General features: G+C 60.6%; 24 protein-coding genes and 1 pseudogene. 15 read left to right on the top strand and 10 right to left on the bottom strand.

Annotated features, from left to right (window positions below; translation table 11 throughout):
• Window positions 1-11 precede the first annotated feature (11 nt).
• The 5 genes from fabB to Q7W83_RS21070 form a co-directional block, all read right to left on the bottom strand.
• Window positions 12-1,232: a beta-ketoacyl-ACP synthase I gene (fabB, locus tag Q7W83_RS21090; protein ID WP_150634148.1), complete on the bottom strand. Its 1,221-nt coding sequence runs from the start codon at window positions 1,230-1,232 to the stop codon at window positions 12-14.
• Between the two features lie 11 nt (window positions 1,233-1,243).
• A complete protein-coding gene (gene fabA, locus Q7W83_RS21085) occupies window positions 1,244-1,759 on the bottom strand; it encodes a 3-hydroxyacyl-[acyl-carrier-protein] dehydratase FabA (RefSeq protein ID WP_010211704.1) in 516 nt (171 codons plus the stop codon).
• A 247-nt stretch (window positions 1,760-2,006) separates the two neighbouring features.
• Window positions 2,007-3,908, bottom strand: a complete 1,902-nt coding sequence (locus Q7W83_RS21080; protein ID WP_473656813.1) for an ATP-binding protein — start codon at window positions 3,906-3,908, stop codon at window positions 2,007-2,009.
• Window positions 3,905-4,837, bottom strand: coding sequence for an ABC transporter substrate-binding protein (locus Q7W83_RS21075; RefSeq protein ID WP_473656811.1), 933 nt, complete (start codon window positions 4,835-4,837; stop codon window positions 3,905-3,907). The genes Q7W83_RS21080 and Q7W83_RS21075 overlap by 4 nt, the downstream gene beginning before the upstream one ends.
• Window positions 4,838-6,961 (bottom strand): TonB-dependent receptor plug domain-containing protein, encoded by a 2,124-nt coding sequence (locus Q7W83_RS21070; RefSeq protein WP_473656809.1) that lies wholly within the window; start codon window positions 6,959-6,961, stop codon window positions 4,838-4,840. It lies immediately after the preceding gene.
• A gap of 196 nt (window positions 6,962-7,157) precedes the next feature.
• Here Q7W83_RS21070 and Q7W83_RS21065 point away from each other — a divergent pair, with 196 nt between their 5' ends.
• From Q7W83_RS21065 to Q7W83_RS21020, 10 genes are all read left to right on the top strand, one after another.
• Window positions 7,158-8,183 carry an NAD(P)H-dependent glycerol-3-phosphate dehydrogenase gene (locus Q7W83_RS21065; protein ID WP_150634144.1) on the top strand — a complete coding sequence of 342 codons (1,026 nt, stop codon included), beginning with the start codon at window positions 7,158-7,160 and terminating at the stop codon, window positions 8,181-8,183.
• Between the two features lie 31 nt (window positions 8,184-8,214).
• On the top strand, window positions 8,215-8,562 hold the full coding sequence (locus Q7W83_RS21060; protein ID WP_150634143.1) for a DUF4389 domain-containing protein: 348 nt from the start codon (window positions 8,215-8,217) through the stop codon (window positions 8,560-8,562).
• Window positions 8,559-9,011: a phosphohistidine phosphatase SixA gene (gene sixA / locus Q7W83_RS21055; protein ID WP_150634142.1), complete on the top strand. Its 453-nt coding sequence runs from the start codon at window positions 8,559-8,561 to the stop codon at window positions 9,009-9,011. The genes Q7W83_RS21060 and sixA overlap by 4 nt, the downstream gene beginning before the upstream one ends.
• Window positions 9,012-9,207: 196 nt before the next feature.
• Entirely contained in the window at window positions 9,208-10,875 is a 1,668-nt protein-coding gene (locus Q7W83_RS21050) for an AMP-binding protein (protein WP_473656806.1), read from the top strand.
• Between the two features lie 32 nt (window positions 10,876-10,907).
• Window positions 10,908-11,351 (top strand): hotdog fold thioesterase, encoded by a 444-nt coding sequence (locus Q7W83_RS21045; RefSeq protein ID WP_150634140.1) that lies wholly within the window; start codon window positions 10,908-10,910, stop codon window positions 11,349-11,351.
• 149 nt (window positions 11,352-11,500) lie between these two features.
• Window positions 11,501-12,307, top strand: coding sequence for an alpha/beta fold hydrolase (locus tag Q7W83_RS21040; protein ID WP_150636068.1), 807 nt, complete (start codon window positions 11,501-11,503; stop codon window positions 12,305-12,307).
• Window positions 12,304-13,158, top strand: coding sequence for an alpha/beta hydrolase (locus Q7W83_RS21035; RefSeq protein WP_150636066.1), 855 nt, complete (start codon window positions 12,304-12,306; stop codon window positions 13,156-13,158). The genes Q7W83_RS21040 and Q7W83_RS21035 overlap by 4 nt, the downstream gene beginning before the upstream one ends.
• A gap of 50 nt (window positions 13,159-13,208) precedes the next feature.
• Window positions 13,209-13,868, top strand: coding sequence for a glutathione S-transferase family protein (locus tag Q7W83_RS21030; protein WP_150634137.1), 660 nt, complete (start codon window positions 13,209-13,211; stop codon window positions 13,866-13,868).
• Between the two features lie 8 nt (window positions 13,869-13,876).
• The gene (locus Q7W83_RS21025; protein WP_150634136.1) at window positions 13,877-14,683 is read left to right on the top strand and encodes a DUF4892 domain-containing protein; all 807 of its coding nucleotides are present in this window, start codon (window positions 13,877-13,879) and stop codon (window positions 14,681-14,683) included.
• A gap of 70 nt (window positions 14,684-14,753) precedes the next feature.
• Window positions 14,754-15,809 carry an AI-2E family transporter gene (locus Q7W83_RS21020; protein WP_150634135.1) on the top strand — a complete coding sequence of 352 codons (1,056 nt, stop codon included), beginning with the start codon at window positions 14,754-14,756 and terminating at the stop codon, window positions 15,807-15,809.
• A gap of 41 nt (window positions 15,810-15,850) precedes the next feature.
• On the opposite strand, the gene xopAW is transcribed toward Q7W83_RS21020, so the two are convergent.
• From xopAW to Q7W83_RS21005, 3 genes are all read right to left on the bottom strand, one after another.
• A complete protein-coding gene (gene xopAW / locus Q7W83_RS21015) occupies window positions 15,851-16,699 on the bottom strand; it encodes a XopAW family type III secretion system calcium-binding effector (RefSeq protein ID WP_473656802.1) in 849 nt (282 codons plus the stop codon).
• A 236-nt stretch (window positions 16,700-16,935) separates the two neighbouring features.
• On the bottom strand, window positions 16,936-17,985 hold the full coding sequence (locus tag Q7W83_RS21010; protein ID WP_150634132.1) for a sensor histidine kinase: 1,050 nt from the start codon (window positions 17,983-17,985) through the stop codon (window positions 16,936-16,938).
• Entirely contained in the window at window positions 17,985-18,743 is a 759-nt protein-coding gene (locus tag Q7W83_RS21005; RefSeq protein WP_008029291.1) for a response regulator, read from the bottom strand. The genes Q7W83_RS21010 and Q7W83_RS21005 overlap by 1 nt, the downstream gene beginning before the upstream one ends.
• A gap of 293 nt (window positions 18,744-19,036) precedes the next feature.
• Here Q7W83_RS21005 and pyrF point away from each other — a divergent pair, with 293 nt between their 5' ends.
• Window positions 19,037-19,735 (top strand): orotidine-5'-phosphate decarboxylase, encoded by a 699-nt coding sequence (pyrF, locus tag Q7W83_RS21000; protein WP_191623683.1) that lies wholly within the window; start codon window positions 19,037-19,039, stop codon window positions 19,733-19,735.
• Window positions 19,736-19,864: 129 nt separating this feature from the next.
• Here pyrF and Q7W83_RS20995 read toward each other — a convergent pair whose 3' ends face one another.
• On the bottom strand, window positions 19,865-20,869 hold the full coding sequence (locus Q7W83_RS20995) for an NADP-dependent oxidoreductase (protein ID WP_150636062.1): 1,005 nt from the start codon (window positions 20,867-20,869) through the stop codon (window positions 19,865-19,867).
• Between the two features lie 236 nt (window positions 20,870-21,105).
• Between Q7W83_RS20995 and Q7W83_RS20990 the strand changes: the two genes are divergently transcribed.
• The 4 genes and pseudogenes from Q7W83_RS20990 (at window position 21,106) to Q7W83_RS20975 (ending at window position 25,503) form a co-directional block, all read left to right on the top strand.
• Window positions 21,106-21,867 (top strand): SDR family oxidoreductase, encoded by a 762-nt coding sequence (locus Q7W83_RS20990; RefSeq protein ID WP_150631761.1) that lies wholly within the window; start codon window positions 21,106-21,108, stop codon window positions 21,865-21,867.
• Window positions 21,868-22,047: 180 nt separating this feature from the next.
• Window positions 22,048-23,430 carry an aminotransferase-like domain-containing protein gene (locus tag Q7W83_RS20985; protein ID WP_473656797.1) on the top strand — a complete coding sequence of 461 codons (1,383 nt, stop codon included), beginning with the start codon at window positions 22,048-22,050 and terminating at the stop codon, window positions 23,428-23,430.
• 108 nt (window positions 23,431-23,538) lie between these two features.
• A pseudogene (locus Q7W83_RS20980) lies at window positions 23,539-24,642 on the top strand (HAMP domain-containing protein); the annotation flags it as partial.
• Window positions 24,622-25,503, top strand: coding sequence for a methyl-accepting chemotaxis protein (locus Q7W83_RS20975; RefSeq protein ID WP_412071010.1), 882 nt, complete (start codon window positions 24,622-24,624; stop codon window positions 25,501-25,503). The pseudogene Q7W83_RS20980 and the gene Q7W83_RS20975, both read left to right, overlap by 21 nt.
• A 253-nt stretch (window positions 25,504-25,756) precedes the next feature.
• Here Q7W83_RS20975 and Q7W83_RS20970 read toward each other — a convergent pair whose 3' ends face one another.
• Entirely contained in the window at window positions 25,757-26,515 is a 759-nt protein-coding gene (locus Q7W83_RS20970; protein WP_191630157.1) for a hypothetical protein, read from the bottom strand.
• Window positions 26,516-26,972 lie beyond the last annotated feature (457 nt).

Here is a 26,972-nt window from a genome sequence, read left to right as displayed (position 1 = left end):
GCGACGGGGTATTACTTACCCTGCCAGCGCTTCAGTACCAGGGTCGCGTTGGTGCCACCGAAGCCGAAGCTGTTGCTCATCACGGTGTTGATGGTGGCGTTTTCGCGGGTCTTGGTCAGGATCGGCATATCAGCTACCGCCGGGTCCATCTCGTCGATGTTGGCAGAACCAGCGATGAAGTTGCCTTCCATCATCAGCAGGCAGTAGATCGCTTCGTGAACGCCGGCGGCGCCCAGGGAGTGACCGGACAGGCTCTTGGTAGAGCTGATGGCCGGAGCCTTGTCACCGAATACCGCACGCACGCCTTCCATTTCCTTGGCGTCGCCGACCGGAGTCGAGGTGCCGTGGGTGTTCAGGTAGTCGATTGGGGTGTCCACGGTGGACATTGCCATCTGCATGCAACGGATGGCGCCTTCGCCGCTTGGGGCAACCATGTCGTAGCCGTCGGAGGTCGCGCCGTAGCCAACGATTTCCGCGTAGATTTTCGCGCCGCGAGCCAGAGCGTGTTCCAGCTCCTCGACCACTACCATGCCGCCACCGCCGGCGATGACGAAACCGTCACGCTTGGCGTCGTAGGCACGGGAGGCCTTTTCCGGAGTTTCGTTGTACTGGGTGGACAGGGCGCCCATGGCGTCGAACAGGAACGACTGGCTCCAATGCTCCTCTTCACCGCCGCCGGCAAACACGATGTCCTGCTTGCCCAGCTGGATCTGCTCGACCGCAGTACCAATGCAGTGAGCACTGGTGGCGCAGGCGGAGGAGATCGAGTAGTTCACGCCCTTGATCTGGAACGGCGTGGCCAGGCAGGCGGAAACGGTGCTGCCCATGGTCCGAGTCACTCGGTAAGGACCAACGCGCTTCACGCCTTTCTCGCGCAGGATGTCCAGCGCTTCCATCTGGTTCAGCGTGGAGGCGCCACCGGAACCGGCGATCAGGCCGGTACGCGGGTTGGAGACTTGCTCATCGGTCAGACCGGAGTCGGCGATGGCGTCTTTCATGGCCAGGTAGGCGTAAGCCGCCGCGTGGCCGACGAAGCGATAGATCTTGCGATCGATCAGCTCTTCGAGGGGAAGGTCAATGGAGCCGGAAACCTGGCTACGCAGACCCATTTCGGCATATTCCGGGTTGAACCGGATGCCAGGGCGGCTTGCACGCAGGTTAGCGGAGACGGTCTCTTTGTCATTGCCCAGGCACGAAACGATGCCCAGACCAGTGATAACGACGCGGCGCATGCGGATAACCCTTAGAAGTTGTCAGTGGAGGTGAAAACGCCGACCCGGAGGCCTTCGGCGGTGTAGATCTCGCGGCCGTCGACACTGACCGAACCATCGGCAATGGCCAGGTTCAGCTTGCCCTTCAGCACGCGCTTGATCTGAATGTTATACGTAACTTTTTTGGCGGTCGGCAGGACCTGACCAAAGAATTTCACTTCGCCCGAACCCAGCGCGCGACCGCGGCCCGGCAGGCCTTGCCAGCCCAGGAAGAAGCCGACCAGTTGCCACATGGCGTCGAGGCCCAGGCAGCCCGGCATCACCGGATCACCTTCGAAGTGGCAGGCGAAGAACCACAGGTCCGGAGTGATATCCAGCTCTGCGACCAATTCACCTTTGCCGTACTTGCCACCCTCTTCGCTGATATGGGTGATGCGATCCACCATCAGCATGTTCGGGGCGGGCAGTTGCGCGTTACCTGGGCCGAACAGCTCACCGCGACTGCAGCGCAGCAGGTCTTCCCGAGTAAAGGCGTTTTGTTTGGTCATGCGAGCTCCTCAATAGTCCCATGCGGCAGGTGGGGCGAATCTTCCCGGCCGATCGAAGCGTTCATGCCTCGAGTCAGCAGCCTACTCATAGACTATTGCGTTGTGGTGAAAGTCACAGCACCAAGGACATGAATGTACACTTGTGCACTGAAATTTTTATTCAAGCCCCATTTCGGGCTTGTTCGGGTGCCTAAGACTGCCGCACTTTCGCCTTTCACGCCAGTCGCAGATGGTCGAAAGGCCTGCACTACTGCACCCATCGCTGCAGAATCTGCTGCAGATCAGTGCGTTTGAAGGGCTTGGCCAGGTAATCGTTCATTCCCGCCGATAGACAGGCTTCGCGGTCGCCCTGCAAGGCGTTGGCGGTCAGCGCGATGATCGGCAGGTCGGTACAGCCGGGCAATTGGCGGATCTGGCGGGTGGCCTCGTAGCCGTCGATGATCGGCAGTCGGCAGTCCATCAGAATCGCTTCAAAAATCAGACTTTCGGCACTTCGCACCGCTTGAACGCCGTCGGTGACGACGCTGACAGTAAAGCCCAGACTGCGCAACATTGCTTCGATCACGGTCTGGTTGACCGGGTTGTCCTCGACCAACAGCACATTGCGCCCTTCACCATCGCCGCTGCCGGTCGGTGTGCGGGGTGTCAGTACCGGCAGCTTCTGTTTATACAGGGCCAGCGGGATTTCCAGGGTGAACACTGAGCCGCGACCTTCCTCACTCTGGGCACGCAAGGTGCCGCCCATGCGTTCCGCCAGGGTGCGGGCGATCGGCAGTCCCAGCCCGGTGCCGCCGTAACGCCTTGAAATAGAACTGTCGGCCTGCTGGAACGCGTTGAACATCAGCTCCAGGCTTTCGGCCGAGATACCAATCCCGCTGTCGCGCACGGTGCAGGTAAACCACAACAGTTCGTGATCCAGCGACTGCCACTGCGGTTCGATGGTAATGCGTCCCTGCTCGGTGAACTTCAGCGCATTGCCCACCAGGTTCACCAGGATTTGCCGGATCCGTGTCGGGTCGCCCTGAACCTGCAATGCACGCATATCCTCGGGAATCAGCAACGCCAGGTCGAGCCCACGTTGCACCGCGCTGTGCGAGAAGGACTGGGCGCAACTGCTGATCAGGTCGGCGAGGTTGAACGGGATGTGCTCCAGTTCCAGCTCCGAACGTTCGATGCGCGAAAAGTCGAGAATGTCGTTGATGACTTTGAGCAAGTGTTCGGTGGACTCCGAGGCCAGCGCCGCGTACTCGACCTGCTCCTCGGTCATGTCGGTGGTTTCCAGCAGTTGCAGCATGCCGAGCACGCCATTCATCGGTGTCCGCAGTTCGTGGCTCATCATCGCCAGGAAATCCGACTTGGCGTTGTTGGCCTTTTCCGCTTCTTCGCGCGTCTGGATCAACTGCGCCATCGCCTGATGCTGTTCGCGGCTGGCCTGTTCGAGGCCGCTGGCGAGGTTGTTGATGTGTTGCGACAGCGCGCCGAGTTCGGTGTCGTCGACAATCGGCAGCGGCGTTTTGTAGTCACCGCTCTGGATCGCCTTGACCGCGTTGCCGATGTCGCGGATCGGCTGCGACAGGCTGCCGGCCAGGCGCCGGGCGATCAGGAAGGTAAATAGCAGCGCAAACAACGCCAGGATGCCGGCCTTGAAGAGGATTTCCTGTTGGCGCTTGTTGAAGGCGTCATTCGACAGACCGACGATGACCCGGCCCAGATAATCCTCGGAGGGGACGGTGATGGCGGCTTTACTGCCCTGGAAGAAATCATTGTGCAGCGCGATGCGTTGCAAGCGCACCGGCGCCTGGAACACTTCAACCTGTTGCGAGCGGGTGTGGGTTTCCGAGGGGTGCTCGACGTACACCAGAATCCGGTTGGCGCTGTCCTGGACTTCCAGAAAGCGCACATTGGGTGTCGCCAGGGTGGCTTTGAGCAAACTTTCAAGCACCTCGTTGTTGCCGGAAATTACCCCGTATTCGGCGGCCGGCGCCAGTTGGTTGGCGATCAGTTGACCGGTGTGATTGAGCTCCTGGCGCAGGTCCTGGATCCGCACGAAGGTGAAGAAGCTGATCAGCAGCAAGGTCAGCAGCAGGGCAGGGCCGAGGCTGATGATCTGGGTTCGCGTGTTGATGTCCCAACGACGATGAAAAGTCATGGGCGGCTTTCTCCTTCGGCCAACTGTGTTGCGACCAACGCTTCATTGATCTGTTCAATACCTAAAGAGCGAGCCACTTGCGGGTTACTCAATACTTTGAAGCGATTGGCGTAGTGCGTGCGCGGCCAGGTGGCCGGTGGCTGGTCGAGCAGATCGTCGAGAATCGCCAGCCAGTCGCTCTGATCGCTGTAGGTGCTGGCCAGGCTTCCGGCCTTGACGAACCCGGCGTTGGGACCGATCAGCGCGACTTGCCGTGTGTAGCTGCTGAGCAGCAGGTTTTTCGCGGTTTTGGGGTTGTACAGGTCGGGATCGTCGAGGCCCAGCAGCACGTCACTGTTTTTCAGCAGCGCCTGCAACGGTCGGCTGTCATGGGTGTTGTCCCAGCGCTCGGTGACGATTTCCAAACCCAGGGGCCTGGCGATCTCGCGCAGTTCGTCCAAGAGAAATTCGCTGTGGCTGTCGTAAAGCACCCCGACCCGTTTGACCTCAGGCAATAGGATTCGGGTCAGGCGCAATTGCCGATCCAGCGGTGGATCGCTCCACAACAGGCTCAAATGTGCCGGCAAGTTCGCGCCGAGGCGTTGGCGGGCTTGCAGCCGGCTGATGCGCAGCACCAACGTCGCCGGGCCTCGGGTGTCTTGCAGGCGCCAGTCGAGACTCGGCAGGTCCAGCAGAATCAACCGGGTGCCGTCGGGCAATTTGTCCGGCGTCGGCAGATTGGCCAGTGGCTGAAAGCGCACGTTGTCAGCCGGGCGCAAGTCGCTCAGGGCCTGGGCGAAAGACTGCATGCCCGCGCTGTCGTCGGCACCGGCCAGCAGAATCTCGGCAGCGCTGGCCGAGAGGCTGCCCAACCCCCCGGCAACCACCAGGCACAACCCGGCCAGCAGCAGGCCAGGGTTTGGCATCATCCGTGATAGAGAGCGCAACATTTAGAACGCCATCTCCGCGCTGAAGTAGAGCACTCGCCGTTGGTCGTAGCGGTTGTCGATGAACGTCGAGGGCTGATTGTCGAGGCGCTGCGCAAGCACGCCGGCCAGTTCCAGGTTGGCTTTGCCCAGGCCAATGCGCTTGGCGATGCGCGTGTCGACCCGCTCGAAGCGATAGCCGTTCAACGCGTCGTCACCATAGTAGAAGAGCGCGCTGTTCCAGCCGTGGCCCCAATCGCGCAGCCAGCCGGCGGAGCCGCTGTTGCGCGCGGTCTGTTGCGCATCCAGCGGATTGCTCGCCTCGGCATCGACGTAGGCGTAAGTCAGGCGCAAGCGGTCGGCACTGCTCAGGCGCCAGTCGAGCTGGGTTTCCGTGCCGGTGAAACGCGAGCGGTTGCCGTTACTGGCGATGTACTGATTGTTGCGCAGCGGCTCGCTGATCATGCCGGTGATTTCGTCGTGAAACACCTTCACGTCCACCGCCAGTCCCCATTCGGCGAAGTAGCCGTTGTAGCCCAGTTCTCGTGAACGCATGTGTTCTTGGTCGAGATTGCCGGGGCCGCGGGTCCTGACGAAGTAACGAGCGCTGTTCTGGCCATAGGCAGCGGGTTGCAGGTTGGTCACCCGGTAACTCCAGTTGACGTTGTTCTCGAACATGTCCGGCGAGCGGATGGCTTGCGAATACACCGCGCGCAAACCGTGGCGAGGCGTGATCAGGTAGTTGACCGCCATTCGCGGCGTCAGCGAGCTGCCGATCAATTGCGTGTCTTCGAACATCGCACCGCCCTGTAGCAACCAGTGGTCGCTGGCGCGCCACTCGAGCTGGCCGAACGCGCGCCACGTCGTGTCGTCGAGTGTGCCATTGAAGTAAGTCTCGGAATCTGCCCGGTCGTAACGATAGTTCAGGCCGCTGACCAGTCGCAGACTGTCGGACAGGCTGAGGGTGTCTTGCAGTTCGAGGTCGTAGCGCGATTCGCGGGTGCTTTGGTCGATGTCTCCGCACAGGGTTTGTCGGGCGCCGTTGCGCCACTGGTCTAGCACCCTATTGGCCAAGGCCTGTTCCGCCGACGTGCCGGAGGGTGCGCCGGAGCCGACGTAACGCTCAATGTTGCGCGCCAGGCGTTCGGTGTAATTCGGATTGAGCTGCCAGAGCTCGGTCAGTTCAGGGCTGAACGAGACCTCGGCGTCGCAGGCGCGCCAGGTCTGCTGACGATCCCAATGCTGGGCCGAGCCTTGAATATAAAGGCTGTGATCAGGATTTACATCGAGGCTCCAGCGCAGGGAGCCGGCGTAGTCCTTGGCCACGACGTCGGAATTGTTCCCGGCGGCGGTAATCCCCGAGAACACCGGGCGGTAGGTATAAGGCCGCTGGTTGCTCCCGTCCTTGGCATTCAATTGCCAATCGAGGCTTTGCTGTTCGTTGAGCGTCTGGCTGACGGCGAGGTTGAAGCGGTTCAAGCGGCGGCTGTCGCGGTAATCGGCGCCGCTGCGGTCCGAGTCAAAGCCGTCGTCCTGCTGGCCGGACAGCGACAGGCGCAGGTCGCCACCGTCCCAATCCACACCCTGACTGGCGTAAAAGTCATCGATGCCGCGCTGGCCACGGGTGACTTTGAGCCGCGTAGCGTGGCTGTCCGCCGGGTTGCGGGTAATGATGTTCACCACTGCCATCAACGCATTGGCGCCATAGCTGACCGTGTTCGGGCCGCGGAAAACCTCTATGCGCTCGATGTCTTCCATGGCCACCGGAATGTCGCTCCAGTCGACCGTGGCCAGGCCGGCGCGGTACACCGAGCGGCCGTCGATCAGCACCTGCATGCGCCGCGCTTCGCTGGCGTTGGTGCCGTGATAGTTCACCGTCGCCTGATTGCCGCTGATATTGCCGACCATCATCCCCGGCACCAGTCGCAGCAATTCGCTGATGTCGCGGGCACCACTGGCGTTGATCAGTTCGCTGTCGATCACCGTCATGCTTCCCGGAACTTCCGCCGGCGACTGTTTAAGACGCGTAGCCGTCAGCACTTGCGGCAGCGGCTCGTTGTCGAGAAACAGGTCGTCGGCCAGCAATGGCGGGCTGAATATCAGCGCCAGAACCAGCGGTGAGCGAGGTGCAGCGGGGCCAAACGACACAACACATCCTTGATAGCGATTGACGGGCGCGCATGTTAACCGAGCGGGTCGACTTTTTCAGTCACGATGCCGGCATTTTCCTCGGTTTTATCAGTCTTCTTTCTACAAGTGTCGGTAATTGACGCGAGGGCTGGTCGCCACTGGGCCGCTCCGTATAATGCCGACATCGCCACTGGTATGGATTAACGGATTGCATATGACTGAACAGCGCCCAATTGCGGTCCTGGGAGGCGGAAGTTTTGGTACCGCCGTGGCTAATCTGCTGGCCGAGAACGGGCATCAGGTCCGGCAGTGGATGCGTGACCCCGAGCAAGCCGAGGCCATTCGGGTCAATCGCGAGAATCCGCGTTACCTCAAAGGCATCAAGATTCTTCCGGGAGTGGAAGCGGTTACGGACCTGCAAGCCACACTGGAGGCTTGCGACCTGTGTTTCGTTGCGCTGCCGTCCAGCGCACTGCGCGCGGTATTGGCCCCGCACGCCGAACGCTTGAGCGGCAAGCTGCTGGTCAGCCTGACCAAAGGCATCGAAGCCCACACGTTTAAACTGATGAGCGAGATCCTCGAAGAGATCGCTCCGCAAGCGCGCATCGGTGTGCTGTCCGGGCCGAACCTGGCCCGTGAAATCGCCGAACACGCGCTGACTGCCACCGTGGTCGCCAGCGAAGACGAAGAACTCTGCCAGCGGGTTCAGGAAGCGCTGCACGGCCGTACCTTTCGCGTGTACGCCAGCGCCGACCGCTTCGGCGTGGAGTTGGGCGGGGCGCTGAAAAACGTCTACGCGATCATCGCCGGCATGGCGGTGGCGCTGGGCATGGGCGAAAACACCAAGAGCATGCTGATCACCCGGGCGCTGGCGGAAATGACTCGCTTTGCCGTGAATCAGGGGGCCAACCCGATGACGTTCCTGGGGCTCGCGGGGGTGGGTGATTTGATCGTGACCTGTTCGTCGCCCAAGAGCCGCAACTATCAAGTCGGCTTCGCCCTCGGCCAGGGTTTGAGCCTGGAAGACGCGGTGACGCGGCTGGGCGAGGTCGCGGAAGGCGTCAATACCCTGAAAGTGCTCAAGGCCAAGGCCCAGGAAGTGGGCGTGTACATGCCGCTGGTCGCCGGGCTGCACGCGATTCTGTTCGAAGGGCGCACGCTGAATCAGGTGATTGAATTACTGATGCGCGGCGAACCGAAAACCGACGTCGACTTTATTTCCACCAGCGGTTTCAACTGATCACGCTTTCCAGAAAAGCAGGGAGTTGCACATGAACGATCCGAAAACAGAAGCCAAGTACGAATCCATCCTGCTGCGGGTGTTGTGGATGATCGTCTTCCTGCTGGTCTGGCAGGTGGCGCAGTTCATCCTCGGCGCCGTGGTGCTGGTGCAACTGATCTATCGTTTGTTCTATGGCGCCCCGAGCGCCAGCCTGATGAATTTCGGCGACAGCCTGAGCCAGTTCCTGGCGCAGATCGGTCGTTTCGGCACGTTTCATAGCGACCAGAAACCCTGGCCGTTCGCCGACTGGCCGACGCCGCGTACACCGGAAGGTGAAGCGCCCCACGTCGTGGCGCCTGCACCGCATCCGGTCCGAGATGAGGAACCCAAGCTATGAAACTCTGGGTATTGCGTCATGGTGAGGCCGAGCCTTACGGCTCGCGTCCGGACTCCGAACGGGCACTGACCGCCCACGGTCGTGAAGAGACGCTGCGCAGTGCTGCCGAGCTGATCGGTCAGCCGATCACGGCTATCTATGCCAGTCCTTATCTGCGTGCTCAGCAGACGGCCGAGCTGGTGCGTGAAGCACTGGGTTTTCAGCCGGACATTCGCACCGTCGAATGGCTGACCCCCGATAACCGCCCGCAAGCGGTGGCAGAGCAATTGGTGTCGGTGGATTACGCGTTGCTGGTGAGCCATAACCCACTGGTGGGCAATTTGCTGGGTTACCTGCAACACGGTCATGTACAACAACCCGAAGCGGTGAAAACCGCCGGCCTGGCGGAACTGGAGGGTGATTTGCCGCTGGCGGGCGCGATGAAGCTCAACGGCATCAAGCACCCGTAGCCTCAGGTACCCTCGTTCTACTGTGGGAGCGTGGCTTGCCCGCGATGATATCTACTCGGTTTCCCTGATACACCGCGGGCAAGCCACGCACCCACAGGGGCGGCGGCGTTACTGATTTTTTGTAATGAAATAGTCAACCAAGCAACCGCTTGGTTGACTACGCTTGCTCCAGACCAAAAATAAAGGAGCGAGTCGCATGTCTGCTGCTTTTCGTTTGCCGCTGGACGTCTTCTACGAGCGCGAAGCCCGTCATCCCCGCCAGCGCTTTCTGGTTCAGCCCACGGGCGGTGGCCAGGTCGAAACCCTGACCTGGGAAGACGTCGGTCACCAGGCCCGTTGCGCCGCGCACTGGCTGCGCGCCCGGGAACTGCCGCAAGGCAGCCACATCGCCCTGATCTCGAAAAACTGCGCACACTGGATCATCGCCGATCTGGCGATCTGGATGGCCGGGCATGTGTCGGTGCCGTTGTACCCGAACCTCACCGCAGAGTCCGTCGCGCAAGTTCTCGAACACTCCGAAGCGGCGCTGGCGTTCATCGGCAAACTCGATGACTGGCCGGGCATGTCCCGCGGCGTCAGCCCCGACCTGCCGACCATCAGCCTGCCGTTGCACCCACCGGGCAACTTCGATTTCAGCTGGGCCGACCTGCAAGCCTGCTCACCGATTCAGGACGACCCCCAGCCCTGCGCCGAGCAACTGGCGACCATCATTTACACCTCCGGCACCACCGGCATGCCCAAGGGCGTGATGCACAGCTTCGGCAATCTGGGGTTTGCCACCACCCGTGGCACGCAGTTGTTCGGCCTCAATGAGTCGGATCGGTTGCTGTCCTACCTGCCGCTGTGCCACGTCGCTGAACGCATGTTCGTCGAGCTGGCGTCGATCTATACCGGGCAAACCGTATTCTTTGCCGAGAGCCTCGACACCTTTCTTACTGATTTGCAGCGGGCGCGGCCGACCGCGCTGTTCGGCGTGCCGCGTATCTGGACCAAATTCCAGATGGGCGTGTATGGCAAGATCCCGGCCAAACGCCTCGACTTCCTGCTTGGGCTGCCCTTCATCGGCAAGCGAGTAGGGCACAAAGTGCTCACCGGGCTCGGGCTGGACGCCTTGCGCGTCGCGTTGTCCGGCGCGGCGCCGGTGCCGCAGACGTTGTTGCTGTGGTACCGCAAACTCGGACTGGACGTGCTGGAGGTCTACGGCATGACCGAGAGCTGCGGCTATTCCCACATCGGCCGGCCCGGCGACAATAAGCCGGGCTGGATCGGCAAGCCCTGCCCGGAGGTTGAAGTGCGGATCGCCGAATCGGGCGAAGTCATGGTGCGCAGTGGCGCGACCATGCTCGGCTATTTCAAGGAGCCGGAAAAAACCGCCGACACCCTCACCGAGGACGGTTTCCTGCGCACCGGTGACAAGGGCGAACAGGACGCCGAAGGCTATTTGCGCCTGACCGGACGCCTGAAGGAAATCTTCAAGACCAGCAAAGGCAAGTACGTGGCGCCGGCGCCGATCGAGAATCGTTTGGCCGTGCATTCACGCATCGAACAAGTCTGTGTAGTCGGCGATGGGTTGAGCGCGCCGCTGGGGTTGTGCGTGCTCTCGGCGGTCGGGCAGCAGGACGCCGGTGGAACCGCGCGTGCAGGCCTGCATTCAAGCCTGGAAAAACTTCTCGAAGAGGTCAACGGCGCCCTCGATAAACATGAGCGGCTGCGTCGGCTGGTTGTCGTCAAAGACAGCTGGGCCGTGGAAAACGGCTTCCTGACGCCGACCCTGAAGATCAAGCGCAATGTGATCGAAGCGGCTTATGGGCCCCGGTTCGAAGAATGGAGCGAGCGCAGCGAAGCGGTGCTGTGGCAGGATTGAGTCACGAATAAAACCAACAAAGGATGTGTGCAATGAGTTTGTGGCGTACCACTCCCAACATCGAGCAGTTGAACGCAATCCAGAAAAACACCATCGGCGAAGTGCTGGATATCCGCTTTGAAGCCTTCGACGAAGAATCCCTGACGGCAAGCATGGTCATCGATCATCGCACTCACCAGCCTTATGGCTTGCTGCACGGCGGTGCTTCGGTGGTGCTGGCCGAAACGGTCGGTTCCATGGCCAGTTATCTGTGCATCGATGCCAGCAAATTTTACTGCGTGGGCCTTGAGATCAACGCCAACCATTTGCGTGGATTGCGCAGCGGACGGGTGACGGCGGTGGCCAAGGCGATTCACATCGGGCGCACGACGCATGTCTGGGACATTCGGCTGACCAGCGATGAGGGCAAGGCCAGTTGTGTGTCGCGGTTGACCATGGCGGTGGTACCGTTGGGGGAGAACCCGCCGGCCCGTTGATTGACGGCCCGTTCTGTTGAGGGATCTGGCCAGGTTCCCTGAAACACCGGCATGACCGGACTGTCATCTTTCCTGGCAGTTACGGTCATTGCTGCGGGACGTCGTCTTACGGACAATCAACGCCTGTTCTCGCTTATGGATTTGCCGGTATGTCGCAGCAGATATTTTTCGCCCACGCCAATGGGTTTCCCTCGGGGACCTACGGCAAGCTGTTCGCGGCGTTGGCGCCTGAGTATCAGGTCGCCCATTTGCAGCAGCATGCCCATGACCCGCGTTTCCCGGCGGATGACAACTGGCACAACCTGGTGGACGAGCTGATTCATCACCTCAAGCAACAGGCGGAACCGGTGTGGGGTGTAGGCCACTCCTTCGGTGGCGTGCTGCATCTACACGCGGCGTTGCGCTGTCCCGAGCTGTATCGCGGCGTGGTGATGCTCGATTCGCCGGTGCTGACCCGCACCGATCAATGGGTGATCCGCGCCGCCAAACGTTTCGGTTTTATCGACCGCCTGACCCCGGCCGGTCGTACGCTGGGGCGGCGCGAAGAGTTCGCCGATATCGAGAGTGCCCGGCGTTATTTCGCCGATAAAACCCTGTTCCGCGGTTTCGATCCGGAATGTTTTGATGCTTACCTGCAACACGGTTTGCATAAGGTCGGCGACAAACTGCGTCTGCGTTTCGACCCCGCCACGGAAATCAGCATCTACCGGGGCGTGCCCCACACCAGCCCCGGTCGCGCACGGCAATTGAAAGTGCCGCTGGCGGTGGTGCGCGGGCACAAAAGCCGCGTGGTGATGCGCCATCACGCCAGTTCTGTCGGACGCATGCCGTTGGGTGAATTCCTGACCATGCCCGGCGGCCACATGTTTCCTCTCGAACGTCCCCAAGACACCGCCACGCTGCTGAAAAACCTGTTCAGCCGCTGGGACGCTCGCCATCAGCAGGATTGTGCATGAGCCATACCGTCGAAGAAGTTCGCCTGAGCCTGCCGCATATTGAGCTGGCAGCGCACTTGTTCGGCCCCGAGGACGGTTTGCCGGTGATTGCCTTGCATGGCTGGCTGGACAACGCCAACAGCTTTGCCCGGCTGGCACCGAAGCTCAAGGGGTTGCGCATCATCGCGCTGGACATGGCCGGCCACGGTCATTCCGGGCATCGTCCAGCGGGTGCCGGTTACGCGATGTGGGATTACGCCCATGACGTGCTGCAAGTTGCCGAACAGCTTGGCTTGAAGCGTTTCGCACTGATGGGACACTCCATGGGGGCGATCGCTTCGTTGATCATCGCCGGGTCGCTTCCTGAGCGGGTCACGCACCTGGCCTTGATCGACGGCATCATTCCTCCTACAGACAAAGGCGAAAACGCTGCCGAGCGCATGGGCATGGCCCTGCAAGCGCAACTGGATCTGCAGGAGAAACGCAAACCGGTCTATACCACCCTTGATCGCGCCATCGAAGCGCGCATGAAAGGCCTGGTAGCGGTCAGTCGCGAAGCTGCCGAATTACTGGCGCAACGCGGCTTGATGCCGGTGCCGGGCGGTTACACCTGGCGTACCGATAACCGTCTGACGCTGCCATCGCCGCTGCGTCTTACCACCGAACAAGCCATGGCCTTCGTCCAGCGCGTCAGTTGTCCTGCACTGCTGGTCGTCGCCGCTGACGGCATGCTCGCCAAACATCCAGAGTTGCTGGACCGTCTACCCTTTAGCCGTGAACAGCTGCCTGGCGGTCATCATTTGCACCTGAATGACGAACCCGGTGCCGACCTTGTCGCAGACTGTTTCAATCGGTTCTTCGCCGCTCCTTGACTTGCGTCGGGCAACTGTCGAGGCTGGTCGGGTTGAAATGGGAGACAACCATGATAGATCTCTACACCGCTGCGACCCCGAATGGCCACAAGGTCTCTATCGTGCTCGAGGAACTCGGCCTGCCCTATACGGTGCACGCCCTGAGTTTCGACAAAAAGGAACAGAAGTCCGCGGACTTCCTCAAGATCAACCCCAATGGCCGGATCCCGGCGATTGTCGACCGCGCCAACGGCGATTTTGCCGTGTTCGAATCCGGCGCCATCCTGATTTATCTGGCAGAACTGAGCGGCAAGCTGTTGCCCAAGGACCCGAAGGGGCGTTCGGTGGTGTTGCAGTGGCTGATGTTCCAGATGGGTGGAATCGGTCCGATGCAGGGCCAGGCCAACGTATTTTTCCGTTACTTTCCGGAAAAGCTCCAGGGTGCCATTGACCGTTATCAGCATGAAACCCGTCGCCTGTATGAAGTGCTCGACACGCGCCTGCAAGACGTAGAGTTCCTGGCGGGTGAATACAGCATTGCCGACATCGCGACCTATCCGTGGGTCCGCGGTCACGAGTGGTCCGGGGTAGCAGTGGACGGCTTGTCGGCCTTGCAACGCTGGATGGCGACAATGGAGGCGCGCCCGGCGGTGCAACGAGGGTTGCTGGTGCCCGAACGCATTGACGATGCCAGCGTCGTCAAGGGTGCCCAGGCCATGCTGATCCGATGAGTCTTTCCATGCGCTCCATCAGCCTGCTGGCCCTGTGTTGTTTCAGTCCTTTGTTGTTTGCCGCCGATGTGCCGGGCAGTCAGGACCTGCCGATCGTGCCGCGGCTGGCCGATTCGCAGATCGTCGACTATCGCCCGCCGGCTGAATTCGAGCGGATCTACCCGCTGGGTTCGATCCGCAAGATCAGCGGGCAGTTGCGCTTCGACGGTCAGGTCAGCGCCCGCGGCCAAACCACCTCGGTGACCTACGAGCTGCCTGCGGAGCATTCCTCCACCGAAGCCTTCACTGCCGCTCGGGAAGCCTTGCAGAAGCAGGACGCCCAGTTGCTGTTCTGGTGCCAGGCCCGTGATTGTGGCGAGAGCAGCCTGTGGGCCAATGAGGTTTTCGGCAACGCGAAGCTCTATGGGGCCGACGATCAGCAGGCGTATTTGCTGTTGCGTCTGGCGGCGCCGCGGGACAACACCCTGGTGGCGCTTTACAGCATCACTCGCGGCAACCGCAAAGCCTATCTGCACGTCGAGCAATTCGACGCCGCCGCACCGTTGGGTGATTTGCTGCCGACTTCCGCCACCTTGCTTCGAGAGCTCAAAAGCACCGGTGAGCTCGATTTTCCCAAGCTGACCGGTGATCCTGACGATACCTGGTTGCGCCTGATCTCTCGTGGACTGAATCTGGACACCACGTTGCGGGTCAGTGTTTCCGGGCCGAAGGCCGAAGCCTGGCGTCAGGCCCTGATCGGCCAGGGCGTGCGGACGGCCAGGATGGAAACCGGTAGCGTCGAAGGCTCTGGCCTGCACATCGAGCTGTTGCGGTAAGCTGTGGCAGGCGAACGTGCTTGCCGCGTTCGCCTACTCTATTGGCTGACTGACTTTTTTCGAGACGTGGATGATCAATAACGATCGGCTGTTGGTGCAGATCCTGCTCCTGGTGCTGTTTGGCGCGAGCCTCTGGGTGATGGCTCCGTTCTGGTCGGCCATGTTCTGGGGCGCGGTGCTGGCGTTCGCCAGTTGGCCACTGATGCGTTTGCTGACCCGTTGGCTCAATGGGCGAGAATCTCTGGCGGCGGCATTGCTGACTCTCGGCTGGATGTTGCTGGTGGCGGTGCCGCTGGTGTGGCTGGGTTTCAACCTGGCGGACCATGTGCGCGACGCCACGGCGTTCATCAAGGACGTGCAGATGGATGGCTTGCCTGAAGCGCCCACCTGGCTGGGCAGTATTCCTTTGGTAGGCGGGCGTCTGGTGGTGATCTGGAACAGCATCGATCAGCAGGGCGCGGCGATGATGGTGTCGCTCAAACCTTATCTGGGACAGGTCGGCAACTGGTTGCTGGCGCGTAGTGCACAGATTGGCGGCGGCATTCTCGAGCTGACACTCAGCATTGTGTTCGTATTCTTTTTCTACCGGGACGGGCCGCGTCTGGCAGCGTTTGTCCATGGGCTGCTGCAACGGTTGATCGGTGATCGTGCTGGTTACTACATCGAACTGGTGGCGGGGACGGTGCAGCGGGTGGTGAACGGTGTGATCGGGACGGCGGCGGCGCAAGCGGTGTTGGCGCTGATCGGCTTCCTGATTGCCGGGGTGCCTGGCGCGTTGGTGCTGGGCATCGTCACCTTCTTGCTGAGCCTGATTCCCATGGGGCCACCCTTGGTGTGGATTCCCGCCACGGCGTGGCTCGCCTGGAAAGGTGAGTACGGGATGGCCGTGTTCCTCGGGATCTGGGGGACGTTCATCATCAGTGGCGTCGACAACGTGCTCAAGCCTTACCTGATCAGTCGCGGCGGCAATTTGCCGTTGGTGATCGTGCTGTTGGGCGTGTTTGGCGGGCTGATCGCATTCGGGTTCATCGGTCTGTTTATCGGGCCGACGTTGCTGGCCGTGGCCTATAGCCTGTTGACCGACTGGAGCAAGAGTCAGGCGCGGGTGGAAGATCGCCGACCGTGAACACCATCATTGCAGGAGCCGGCAAGCCGGCTCCTGCAGGGTCAGCTTGTGACGTTCAGGTACTTGCCCACCGTCGCCACCTTGTCGAGCGAGTACTGCTTGCTCAGGTTGGCGATCATTTTGTTCAGCGCTTCAGTCACGTTCACCTGATCGGTGGCGCTGTTGCTGTTTTTCTCGCGACCGGCTTGCAGCGCGGCTTCCAACTCGTCGCTGCTGACGCCGCCACTGCTGTCGCTGTCCAGCACCTTGAGCAACGCGGCGCTGGTGTCGCTGCTGGTGGTTGAAGTGCTGCTCGCCTGCAACGCACTGCTCAATTCGCTGTCGCTGACACTGCCGTCGCTGTTCGCGTCGAGTTGACTGAACAATTCGTCGCTGGACGCCTGTTGCGGCGGCGGTGGTGGCGGAGCGAGGCTGGCGGTGAGTTCATCCTTGCTGACGACGCCGTCTTCGTTTTTGTCCAGCGCCGAAAAGATCTCTGTGCTGTCGGCGCTGCTGCCGGCGCTGGTCAGGCCGTTGTTCAGTTCATCGCTGCTGATGGCACCGTCACTGTCGGCGTCCAGTGCGCTGATCAGCGCGTCGGCCAGTTCGGTGTTTGGTGCCTGATCACGCGGCCGCGCTGGCGGTGGCGCCATCGCGGCCATTTCTTCGCTGCTCAGGCTGCCGCTGTCGTCACTGTCCAGGTCGGCGAAATTCTTGCTCAGGCTGACCAGCAGACCGTCCTCGGTTTTCTGTGACAGAGCGCTGGTGAGCTCGTCCTGATCTACCGAACCGTCGCTGTTGGTGTCGAGCCTGGTGAGCAATTCTTTCTGGAATTGCTGGCTGCGAGCATTGTTGGTTGTGGTGCTGCTGGTGCTGGTATAGCTCGTGTAGTTGCTGACGCTACCGATCATTGGGCTCACTCCCTGGAATGGAAAACCGGTGGGTGCACCGGCTTATGCAGCCTCAAGGAGCAAGTTGTCCTGGGTGTGTGGGGTTTGTACCGAGTGGTACACACAGATCCCATGTTTGCCACAGATCCTGTGGGAGTGAGCCTGCTTGCGAAAGCGGTTGAGCATTCAACATTGATAGTGACTGACCCACCGCTTTCGCGAGCAGGCTCGCTCCCACAAGGAGATAGATGTAAGGCTCAGGCGCGGGGCAAGCGGATCACTGCGGTCAAACCGCCACCGGAGGTCTCTTCCAGCGTCAATTGACCACCCAGCCGTTCAGCCGCCTCGCGGGCAATGGTCATGCCCAGACCGACACCGCCGGAGTTGCGGTTGCGCGAACCTTCCAGACGGAAGAACGGTTCAAACACCGCTTCACGTTTATCTGCTGCAATCCCCGGTCCGTGGTCGATGACCCGGATCACCAGATGTTCGCGATTGTCTTCAAGCGCGATTTGCGCCTGCCCGGCATAGCGCAGCGCGTTATCCAGCAGATTGTTGAGGCACGAGCGCAAGGCCATCGGCTGCACTTGCAACGGTGCGCAATGGCCGCTGGCCTGGACATCGCAACCCTGGTCCTGGGCGTTTTCACTCAAGGATTCGACCAGCGCCTGCACGTCCATCCACTGCAGTGCCTCGCTGGTACGCTGCTCGTGCAGGTAGGTGAGGGTGGCGTCGAGCATGCTGATCATGTCGTCCAAATCCTGACGCATCTGGCCTTGCAGTCTGTCGTCGTCGATCTGTTCCAGCCGCAGCTTGAGGCGTGACAGCGGCGTACGCAGGTCATGGGAAACCGCGCCGAGCATTCGCGAGCGCTGCTGCATCTGTTCGATGATGCGTTTTTGCATCAGGTTGAAGGTGTAGGCCGCTTGCCTGGCCTCCCGTGGACCGGACTCATCCAGTGGTGGACTGTCGAGGTTTTCGCTGAGGCGCTCGGCGGCGTCGCTCAGGCGCTGGATCGGCCGGGTCAGCAGTTTGGCGCCGTACCAGGCGGCAATGATCAGCGAAATCAGCTGGAATGTCAGTGGCACCAGCGGCCCACCGAACCAGGGTCGCGGTGGTCGGTTGTCGAAACGCGCGTCCGGCGGTGGGCGTTGTCCGTCGACACCTTGGGAGAACTCGGGCGGTGGCGGCGGCGGAGGTGGGCCGTAATGGTGAAACCAGGCAAACGCGAGCAGATGCGCCAGGATGATCGCCAACAGCAGCACGCCAAACAGGCGACCGAACAGCGTATCGAAGCGCGCACGCATCAGCCGATGTCTCGTGCGTCGAACAGGTAACCCTCGCCGCGAACGGTTTTGATCAACTGTGGGGCTTTCGGGTCGTCCCCGAGTTTTTGGCGCAGGCGTGAAACCAGCAAATCAATGCTGCGATCAAAGGCTTCGATCGAGCGACCGCGTGCCGCGTCCAGCAACTGTTCGCGGCTGAGCACTCGGCGCGGACGTTCGATGAACACCCACAGCAAACGGAATTCGGCGTTGGACAGCGGCACCACCAGGCCATCCGCCGCAATCAACTGGCGCAGCACGCTGTTCAGGCGCCAATTGTCGAAGCGAATGTTCGCACGCTGTTCGGTGCGGTCGTCGCGCACCCGACGCAGAATGGTCTGAATCCGCGCCACCAGTTCTCGCGGCTCGAACGGTTTGGCCATGTAATCGTCGGCACCCAGTTCCAGGCCGATGATCCGGTCGGTGGGTTCGCAACGCGCGGTGAGCATCAGGATTGGAATGTCCGATTCGGCGCGCAACCAGCGGCACAGCGACAGACCGTCTTCGCCGGGCAGCATCAGGTCGAGCACCACCACGTCGAAATGTTCCGCTTGCAGCGCCAGGCGCATGGCCGCGCCATCGGTGACGCCACTGGCGTGGATGTTGAACCGGGCCAGGTAGTCGATCATCAGTTCGCGGATCGGGACGTCATCGTCGACGATCAGGGCGCGAATGCTCCAGCGTTTGTCGTCGCCGGGCGCTTTTTGATCGTCGTTCACAGGGGCGTGGGTGTTGTGCATGCGTGCGTTCATCTGCCAGGTAGGCTGCCAACCACAAAGATGGGCTGCGAGGTTGTGGCTTCAGCATAGGCGTCCGGCCCGGAGGCGGGAAGTGCTGTAAGGACGTGTTGCGGCTGCCGAGGGTAGCGGGGAAGGGTGTTGCGGGCGTGTCGTGTGTGTATCGGTCTCGACACAATCGGCGAAAGGGCTAGTCTTGGCTGAGCGCCGACGACGATTTACCGATCATCGGGTCCCGCAGCCGCGCTGGTTCCGCTACAATGCGCGCCGATTTCGTCCTGCCTGAGAGCCCGCACATGTCCGTCTGCCAGACTCCTATCATCGTCGCCCTGGATTTCCCCACCCGTGACGCCGCACTGAAGCTGGCCGACCAGTTGGACCCGAAACTGTGCCGGGTCAAAGTCGGCAAGGAACTGTTTACCAGCTGCGCGTCGGAAATCGTCGGCACCTTGCGCGACAAAGGTTTCGAAGTGTTCCTGGACCTCAAGTTCCACGACATCCCGAACACCACGGCCATGGCGGTAAAAGCCGCAGCGGAAATGGGCGTGTGGATGGTCAACGTGCACTGCTCCGGCGGTCTGCGCATGATGGCGGCTTGCCGTGAAGTACTCGATCAGCGCACCGGCCCGAAACCACTGCTGATTGGCGTGACCGTGCTGACCAGCATGGAGCGTGAAGACCTGGCCGGTATCGGTCTGGACATCGAGCCTCAGGAGCAAGTGCTGCGCCTGGCTGCGCTGGCGGAAAAAGCCGGGATGGACGGTCTGGTGTGCTCGGCGCTGGAAGCCCAGGCCTTGAAATCGGCTCACCCGTCGCTGCAACTGGTGACCCCGGGTATTCGCCCGGCGGGCAGCGCTCAGGACGATCAGCGCCGCATTCTGACGCCGCGTCAGGCGTTGGATGCCGGTTCCGATTATCTGGTGATCGGCCGTCCGATCAGCCAGGCGGCGGATCCGGCCAAGGCGTTGGCTGCCGTAGTAGCCGAAATCGCCTAAACGCCGCTAAACCTGTGGGAGCGGGCTTGCCCGCGATGGGGCCATAACATTCAGCATTGGTTGTGAATGCCAGTCCGTCATCGCGAGCAAGCTCGCTCCCACAGGGTATTGTTGCCGTCAGGTAGTGCGTTAAACCTTCAACACCAACTTGCCGAAATTCTCGCCGCTGAACAACTTCATCAGCGTCTCCGGGAACGTCTCCAGCCCTTCAACAATATCTTCCTTGCTCTTGAGCTGCCCCTTGGCCATCCACCCGGCCATTTCCTGCCCGGCTGCGGCGAATTGCGCGGCGTAGTCCATCACCACAAAGCCTTCCATGCGTGCGCGGTTTACCAGCAGCGACAAATAGTTGGCCGGCCCTTTGACCGCTTCCTTGTTGTTGTACTGGCTGATGGCGCCGCAAATCACCACCCGCGCCTTCAGGTTGAGACGGCTTAGCACGGCGTCGAGAATGTCGCCGCCGACGTTGTCGAAATACACGTCCACCCCTTTCGGGCATTCGCGCTTGAGGCCGGCGGCGACGTCTTCGCTTTTGTAGTCGATGGCGCCGTCAAAACCCAGTTCGTCGATCAGGAACTTGCACTTGTCCGCGCCGCCCGCGATACCGATCACGCGGCAACCTTTGATCTTGGCAATCTGCCCGGCGATGCTGCCCACCGCTCCCGCAGCACCCGACAGCACCACGGTCTCACCTTCCTTCGGTGCGCCGACATCGAGCAGGGCGAAGTAGGCCGTCATCCCGGTCATGCCCAGCGCGGATAAGTAACGTGGCAGCGGCGCCAGTGTCGGATCGACTTTATAGAAGCCTCGCGGCTCGCCGAGGAAGTAATCCTGCACACCCAGGGCGCCGTTGACGTAATCCCCGACCGCAAACCCCGGATGGTTGGACGCCACGACTTTGCCTACACCCAGTGCGCGCATGACTTCGCCGATACCGACCGGCGGGATGTAGGACTTACCCTCGTTCATCCAGCCACGCATGGCCGGGTCCAGGGACAGGTATTCGTTTTTGACCAGGATCTGACCCGCGGCCGGTTCGCCGACCGGTACTTCCTGATAGGTAAATGTCTCGCGGGTCGCCGCGCCCACCGGACGTTTGGCGAGCAGGAACTGGCGATTGGTCTGGGTAGTCATGACAGGCACTCAAGATGAATGAAGCCTTGTTGATAGACCTTCATGGACCGCCCCGCAAGTTTGGCTGATGCGGCGAATGCACCTCGATCCAGTGCAGTGATAGTCAGTGTGGCGGTTCTATCACTGCAACTCATGGTCACTTAACCGGGCTTTTGATAGTGCTGCCGCGAGGGGCGTGCCTGTGGCTAGACTGGCCGCACGCTAACCTGCGAATTCTTCTCTTCGAGGGCATCACAATGAGCATGACGTTTTCCGGCCAGGTCGCTGTAGTCACGGGCGCCGCCAATGGTATCGGCCGCGCGACCGCCCAAGCGTTCGCCGCCGAAGGGTTGAAAGTGGTGGTGGCCGACATGGATACGGCAGGTGGTGAAGGCACCGTGGCGCTGATTCGCACGGCGGGCGGCGAAGCGACCTTCGTGCGCTGCAACGTCACCCTGGAAAGCGATGTAAAAAATCTGATGGACGAGGTGGTGAATACCTACGGCCGTCTCGACTATGCCTTCAATAATGCGGGCATCGAAATCGAGAAAGGCAAACTGGCCGAAGGCACGGTCGACGAATTCGACGCGATCATGGGCGTCAACGTCAAAGGCGTCTGGTTGTGCATGAAATATCAGCTGCCGTTGCTGCTGGCTCAGGGCGGTGGCGCGATCGTCAATACCGCTTCGGTGGCTGGCCTCGGCGCTGCGCCGAAGATGAGCATTTATGCGGCGTCGAAGCACGCGGTGATCGGCCTGACCAAATCAGCGGCGATCGAATACGCCAAGAAGAAGATTCGCGTGAACGCGGTATGCCCGGCGGTGATCGACACCGACATGTTCCGCCGTGCCTATGAAGCGGACCCGAAGAAGGGCGAATTCGCCAACGCCATGCACCCGGTGGGTCGCATCGGCAAGGTTGAAGAAATCGCCAGTGCCGTGCTGTACCTGTGCAGCGACGGTGCCGCGTTCACCACCGGTCATTCGCTGGCGGTGGATGGTGGGGTCACGGCGTTCTGAAGCCGGACAATGCCACGCAAGAAAACCCGCACGTGTGCGGGTTTTTTTTGCCTCGGGAATGGCTCGGGCAATGTGTTTCAAATGGTTAGAACCATGAGTTTTGGCGGCGTTGTCGCACAGCCCATCCTGCGCTGCTGTGATTAACTGTTTTCCGCCAAACGAACAGGAGTTTGCTTGCTCATGGAATTGAGAATCGATCGACAGGCAATGGTGCCGGTCGTACAGCAAATCGTCGACGCGCTGGCTTGCTGGCTGCGTCAGAACGAGATGGAACCGGGGACGCGATTACCTTCGGCGCGGCAAATCGCACGGGTCAATTTGCTCAGTCAGTCCAGCGTCGTTGAAGCCTGCGAGCGCCTGGTAGCTCAAGGCATGCTGGTGCCGCGTCATGGCGCGGGCTTCATCGTCGCAACCCCGGCGCTGATCGCTGCGGACTTGCCTTGGTCCGAGGGTGCAGAGATCAATCCGCGCGGCAGCGGCAGGGAACTGCAATTAGGGGGGGGCGGGCTTCCCGAAAGCTGGCGTGAAACCGACGACCTGATCTACGCGATCCGTCAGGTCAGTCGCACTGACATGGCTGCGCTGTTCAACTACAGCACGCCGCAGGGTTCGCGGGCGCTGCGTCAGCAAATTCTCAAGCGCCTGAGGCTGCTGGATATCGTCGCAGAAGAAAGCCGAATCATGACAACGGCGGGCGCCAGTCAGGGGCTTGACCTGATCGTGCGCACTTTGCTCAAGCCAGGTGATTGTGTGGTGGTGGAAAGTCCCGGTTATTCCTTGCTGTTCGAGCTGCTGAGGCTTCGTGGTGTCAACATGCTTGAAGTACCGCGCACACCACGCGGGCCGGACATCGAAACGCTCGAGGTACTGCTGCGGGAGAACAAGCCCCGGGCATTGTTCATCAACAGCTTCTATCACAACCCGACGGGCAGCAGTCTGGCGCCGGCGGTGGCGGAGCGGGTCCTGCAACTGGCGAAAACCCATGGCACGCTGGTGATCGAAGACGATGTCTACGCGGATTTGCACAGCGGCCCGGGCGCGCGGCTCGCCGCCCTGGAGACCGATGACAATGTGATTTACCTCGGCAGTTACTCCAAGATCCTCAGCAGTTCGTTGCGGGTCGGGTTTGTCGTGGCTGGCGCTGAAGTCATTTCAAGGTTGGCCGAGGTCAAGAGGATCAGCAGCATGGGCTCTTCCGGTTTTTGCGAGTCGGTGCTGGCCTGCCTGTTGGCGAGCGGTGCCTATCGCAAAATGGTACTGCGGCTGCGACAGCGTTTGAGCAGTGATCGACAGGCCGCATTGCAGATGCTGGAAGACGCCGAGTGGGAGGTCTTCGGCAACCCCGTCGGCGGCTTGTTCATCTGGGCGCGATCGCGCAAGTCCGACTACGCTCACGTGCGGACACAGGCTCGGCGCTATGGTGTCCTGCTGTCTTCTGCGACAGCCTTCAGCCCCACCGGTGAGACCCATGCCTGGCAGCGTATCAATGTGGCCTATGCCTGTGATCCGCGAGCCCGGGCATTTTTTCAGGCCACCGCTTCGGATCGACCTCAAGCGTTCTGAAAACGACGTTGGCGTAGCTTTTTGCCATTATTCCGACGCCAGAGACTTGTGTTGATACAGGCCCGTTGCGAATCTGCGTTAACAGACTATGTCAGGGGACTAAGTGCAATGATTTCGGCCGTGCAAGGACGTTTTGCCAACCTCGGTATGGCAAAAAAACTGGGTGTCGGGTTTCTGCTGGTGCTGCTGTTGACAGCCTTGGTGGCGGCCATTGGCGTATGGTCCCTGCAAACCATCAGCCAGCGTTTCGACGGGCTCAAGCAGATGTCGTCGCTAAACAGTGGCCTGCTCAAGGTACGACTGCTCGAGCAGGAATACGCCTTGCACGGCAACCCGAAAATCGTCACTGCGTTGCACGAGGGCGTTGAAGGCCTTGTCGTTCTGGCGAACCAGCTCAAGGCGCAATCACCGGCCAACGTGCCGGTGATGAACGACGTCGAGCAATCGTTGGGCGCTTACCGCAAGGCGTTTGACGAGTTTGTCTCGCTGAGTCAGGCCAAGGATCTGGCGCTGGAGATGGCCAGTTGGTCGGTGTCCAGCGTGGCCAACAACCTCGATGTGCTGCAGGCCGGTCTCGCCGACGATGGCGCTTATTCCTTGAAGGAGTCCGAGGGCAAGGACGGTAGCCAGTTCATCGAACAGGCCAATCAGGTCAGCCAGGTATCGCGGCTGATGTTGCAAGCCATGAACGAAGCGCGCGTGCGTCTGGACCAGAGCCGCAAGGGTGACGACAGTGCCGGCCAAGGCAAGATCGAGCAGGCCGATCAGGCGCTGGTTCAGGCCGAGCAACTGAAAACCACGGTCAAGGATGAGGGTTACCAGACTGTCCTCAATGAGGTGGTCGGGCACATTGGCGGTTTCAGCGAAAAACTTGCCGAGTACACCGGCCTGCTGGCGCAGGAAAAAACCGTCTATGAACAGCTGAATCAGCGCGCCGCGCAGGTAGTAGAGCGGGTGGATCAGGCCTATGTCGCCGAAGACCATTCGATGCAGGCCGAGCTGAAAAAGAATTCGCTGCTGATTATCGGTTCATCGGCCTTGGCCTTGTTGGTCGGGCTGATCGCGGCGTGGGTGATTACCCGATTGATCGTAGGGCCGTTGCGCAGTGTGATTCGTGTCGCTCAGCAGATTGCCGCAGGCGATTTGAGTGCAACGGTCGAAGTGACCCGCCGGGATGAGATCGGCCAGCTGATGCAGGCCATGCAGCAAATGGGCGCGGGGCTTAGCAGCATTGTCAGTGGTTTGCAGGCGGGCATCGAGCAGTTGGCCAGTTCGGCGCAATCGTTGTCGGCGGTGACCGAGCAGACCAATCTTGAAGTCAGCAGTCAGAAGGAAGAAACCGAGCAGGTCGCAACCGCAATGAACCAGATGACCGCTACCGTGCACGACGTTGCACGTAACGCGGAAGAAGCTGCCCAGGCTGCGCAGATGGCGGACGACAAGGTCGAAAGTGGCCAGGTGGTAGTGCGCCAGAGCATGGCGCGAATCGAACAGTTGGCAGACTCGGCGTCCTCGGCTAGTTCCAGCATCGAAAGCTTGAGTGCGGAAATCCAGAATATCGGCACGGTGCTCAGCGTGATCAAGAGTGTCGCCGAGCAGACCAACCTGTTGGCACTGAACGCGGCCATCGAGGCGGCACGGGCCGGCGAGCAGGGCAGGGGGTTTGCCGTGGTCGCTGATGAAGTGCGGGCCCTGGCGAAGCGGACCCAGCAATCGACTGAAGAGATCGAACGACTGGTCAGCGCCTTGCGTTCGGCAGCGCAGTCGTCGGTGCATCAGATCCAGAGCAGTGGCGAGTTGGTGAAGATGGCGGTCAGTGATGCGCTTCAGACCGAAAGTGCCTTGGGCAGTATTGCGGCGGCGGTGTCGTTGATTCAGCAGATGAACCAGCAGATTGCAGCGGCTGCCGAGGAGCAGAGTTCGGTGGCTGAGGAGATCAATCGCAGTGTGACCAGTATTCGTGCGAGTGCTGATCAGTCTTCATTGGCGATGCAGGGGAATGCGGCGTCGAGTATCGAGCTGGCGCAGTTGGGGGTTGAGTTGAAGGGGATGGTCGGGCATTTCAGGCTTTGACGCTTTGGAACTTGGCGGCCTGACAGCCGACCTGTTCTCGTGGATATACCCGGAACCCCTGTGGGAGCTCGCCCACCAGCGATGGCGGCCTGACAGCCGACCTGTTCTCATGGATGTACCCGGAACCCCTGTGGGAGCTGGCCTGCCGGCGATGGCGGCCTGACAGCCGATCATTTTTTCCGGATGTAACTGCCCATCAAATTCAATGCAAAAAAAACCACCTCTTCAGGTGGTTTCTTCTCAACAATTCTGATCAGTCGTAAATCACTTTCTTCTTCCAGTCCGCATCCGCCTCGACGTCTTTGAGGCCTTCGGTCAATTGGTTCACTTCGCCTTCAGCCGGTGCAATGTTGTCCATGACTTGTGCATTTGCGCGGGCCAGGAGCTTTTCCAGGTATTCCAGTTGTTCGGCGTAGACCTGAGGTTCCTGCTGTTTGCGCAGGTATTGCACGCCACGTTCGAACGCCAGTCGAGCCTGACCAGGCTGGTTTTGTTGCAAGGAGTGCTGGCCGAGGTTGTTGAAGAATTCGATGTGCAACAGGACGAGGATGTGGCGAACTTCGCGGATCCAGCGTTTGGCTTCGTTGGTCGGCAGAAAACCGTCCTGTGCCGCGCGGGTGATCTGCCCGTGCAGGGCCTCGAGCAGGAAGCGTACATCCTTGGCTTTGGCTTCGGTCTGGATCGGTGCCGGCGGGTTGTTGACCGGGATCGATTCGCCCTGCGCAACCAGGGTGTTCAGTTCGCTGATCCGCACCTTGAGGTTGGCGCTGGATTTTTCCATGTTCAACAGGCGCTGGCAGACGTTCAGCTCCAGGCGAGTCAACAGCAGCTTGAGTGCCGGTGTCATCAACTGGCCAGGGAACGTTTCGGTAATTTCACCACAGCGACGCAGGCGGTCGTTGAGTTCAATCTTGGTGCGGGCCTTTTCCAGTTTGTTGTTTTCCACCACATGGTTCATGTACCCAATGGCGATCAATAGTGCGATCCCGGCTACGACTAGCAGGGTGATCATGAGTGGTGTCACCGGTAAGACCTCTTTATGGGATTCGCGTGCGAGTGTAGTGGCTTGGCAGGGGAGCGCATAGGGCCGCTCGACGGGTTGAAACGAACGGGCTTATGCCTGTATCGACCGCAACCCTGCTTATATAAGTAATCGTGTGCGAGGTGCACATTGCCATCATCTGTTGCTTGGGTGGACTATAACGTCTTGGCGGGTGTCAGAATATAGGCGTCAAACACCGGGCGAGCAAAAAGCCGTATTCAGCGTCCAAAGCAGGGCGAAGTCATTGATTTAAATAAATTTATATCTGGGGGTTGACGACCTCTCAATCCATCCATAGAATGCGCGCCACTTACAGCGTAAAGCACACAGCGAAACGCGGTAGGGAGTGAATGTTGTACGTGTGTCCCCTTCGTCTAGTGGCCTAGGACACCGCCCTTTCACGGCGGTAACAGGGGTTCGAGTCCCC

The organism is Pseudomonas sp. 300 (assembly GCF_055803035.1).
The sequence above is the reverse complement of the archived record's forward strand: the minus strand, read 5'-3'. Positions and strand labels throughout refer to the sequence as shown.

What these genes read in the sequence shown, in the direction of transcription:
- Q7W83_RS20995 (WP_150636062.1), bottom strand. Translation starts at nt 20,869, where the DNA reads ATGACTACCCAGACCAATCGCCAGTTCCTGCTCGCCAAACGTCCGGTG.
- Q7W83_RS21035 (WP_150636066.1), top strand. Translation starts at nt 12,304, where the DNA reads ATGAGCCATACCGTCGAAGAAGTTCGCCTGAGCCTGCCGCATATTGAG.
- pyrF (WP_191623683.1), top strand. Translation starts at nt 19,037, where the DNA reads ATGTCCGTCTGCCAGACTCCTATCATCGTCGCCCTGGATTTCCCCACC.
- Q7W83_RS20970 (WP_191630157.1), bottom strand. Translation starts at nt 26,515, where the DNA reads ATGATCACCCTGCTAGTCGTAGCCGGGATCGCACTATTGATCGCCATT.
- Q7W83_RS20985 (WP_473656797.1), top strand. Translation starts at nt 22,048, where the DNA reads ATGGAATTGAGAATCGATCGACAGGCAATGGTGCCGGTCGTACAGCAA.
- xopAW (WP_473656802.1), bottom strand. Translation starts at nt 16,699, where the DNA reads ATGATCGGTAGCGTCAGCAACTACACGAGCTATACCAGCACCAGCAGC.
- Q7W83_RS20990 (WP_150631761.1), top strand. Translation starts at nt 21,106, where the DNA reads ATGAGCATGACGTTTTCCGGCCAGGTCGCTGTAGTCACGGGCGCCGCC.
- Q7W83_RS20975 (WP_412071010.1), top strand. Translation starts at nt 24,622, where the DNA reads ATGCAGGCCATGCAGCAAATGGGCGCGGGGCTTAGCAGCATTGTCAGT.
- Q7W83_RS21005 (WP_008029291.1), bottom strand. Translation starts at nt 18,743, where the DNA reads ATGCACAACACCCACGCCCCTGTGAACGACGATCAAAAAGCGCCCGGC.
- Q7W83_RS21045 (WP_150634140.1), top strand. Translation starts at nt 10,908, where the DNA reads ATGAGTTTGTGGCGTACCACTCCCAACATCGAGCAGTTGAACGCAATC.
- Q7W83_RS21030 (WP_150634137.1), top strand. Translation starts at nt 13,209, where the DNA reads ATGATAGATCTCTACACCGCTGCGACCCCGAATGGCCACAAGGTCTCT.
- Q7W83_RS21060 (WP_150634143.1), top strand. Translation starts at nt 8,215, where the DNA reads ATGAACGATCCGAAAACAGAAGCCAAGTACGAATCCATCCTGCTGCGG.
- Q7W83_RS21025 (WP_150634136.1), top strand. Translation starts at nt 13,877, where the DNA reads ATGCGCTCCATCAGCCTGCTGGCCCTGTGTTGTTTCAGTCCTTTGTTG.
- fabB (WP_150634148.1), bottom strand. Translation starts at nt 1,232, where the DNA reads ATGCGCCGCGTCGTTATCACTGGTCTGGGCATCGTTTCGTGCCTGGGC.
- Q7W83_RS21040 (WP_150636068.1), top strand. Translation starts at nt 11,501, where the DNA reads ATGTCGCAGCAGATATTTTTCGCCCACGCCAATGGGTTTCCCTCGGGG.
- fabA (WP_010211704.1), bottom strand. Translation starts at nt 1,759, where the DNA reads ATGACCAAACAAAACGCCTTTACTCGGGAAGACCTGCTGCGCTGCAGT.
- Q7W83_RS21020 (WP_150634135.1), top strand. Translation starts at nt 14,754, where the DNA reads ATGATCAATAACGATCGGCTGTTGGTGCAGATCCTGCTCCTGGTGCTG.
- Q7W83_RS21010 (WP_150634132.1), bottom strand. Translation starts at nt 17,985, where the DNA reads ATGCGTGCGCGCTTCGATACGCTGTTCGGTCGCCTGTTTGGCGTGCTG.
- Q7W83_RS21075 (WP_473656811.1), bottom strand. Translation starts at nt 4,837, where the DNA reads ATGTTGCGCTCTCTATCACGGATGATGCCAAACCCTGGCCTGCTGCTG.
- Q7W83_RS21080 (WP_473656813.1), bottom strand. Translation starts at nt 3,908, where the DNA reads ATGACTTTTCATCGTCGTTGGGACATCAACACGCGAACCCAGATCATC.
- Q7W83_RS21050 (WP_473656806.1), top strand. Translation starts at nt 9,208, where the DNA reads ATGTCTGCTGCTTTTCGTTTGCCGCTGGACGTCTTCTACGAGCGCGAA.
- sixA (WP_150634142.1), top strand. Translation starts at nt 8,559, where the DNA reads ATGAAACTCTGGGTATTGCGTCATGGTGAGGCCGAGCCTTACGGCTCG.
- Q7W83_RS21065 (WP_150634144.1), top strand. Translation starts at nt 7,158, where the DNA reads ATGACTGAACAGCGCCCAATTGCGGTCCTGGGAGGCGGAAGTTTTGGT.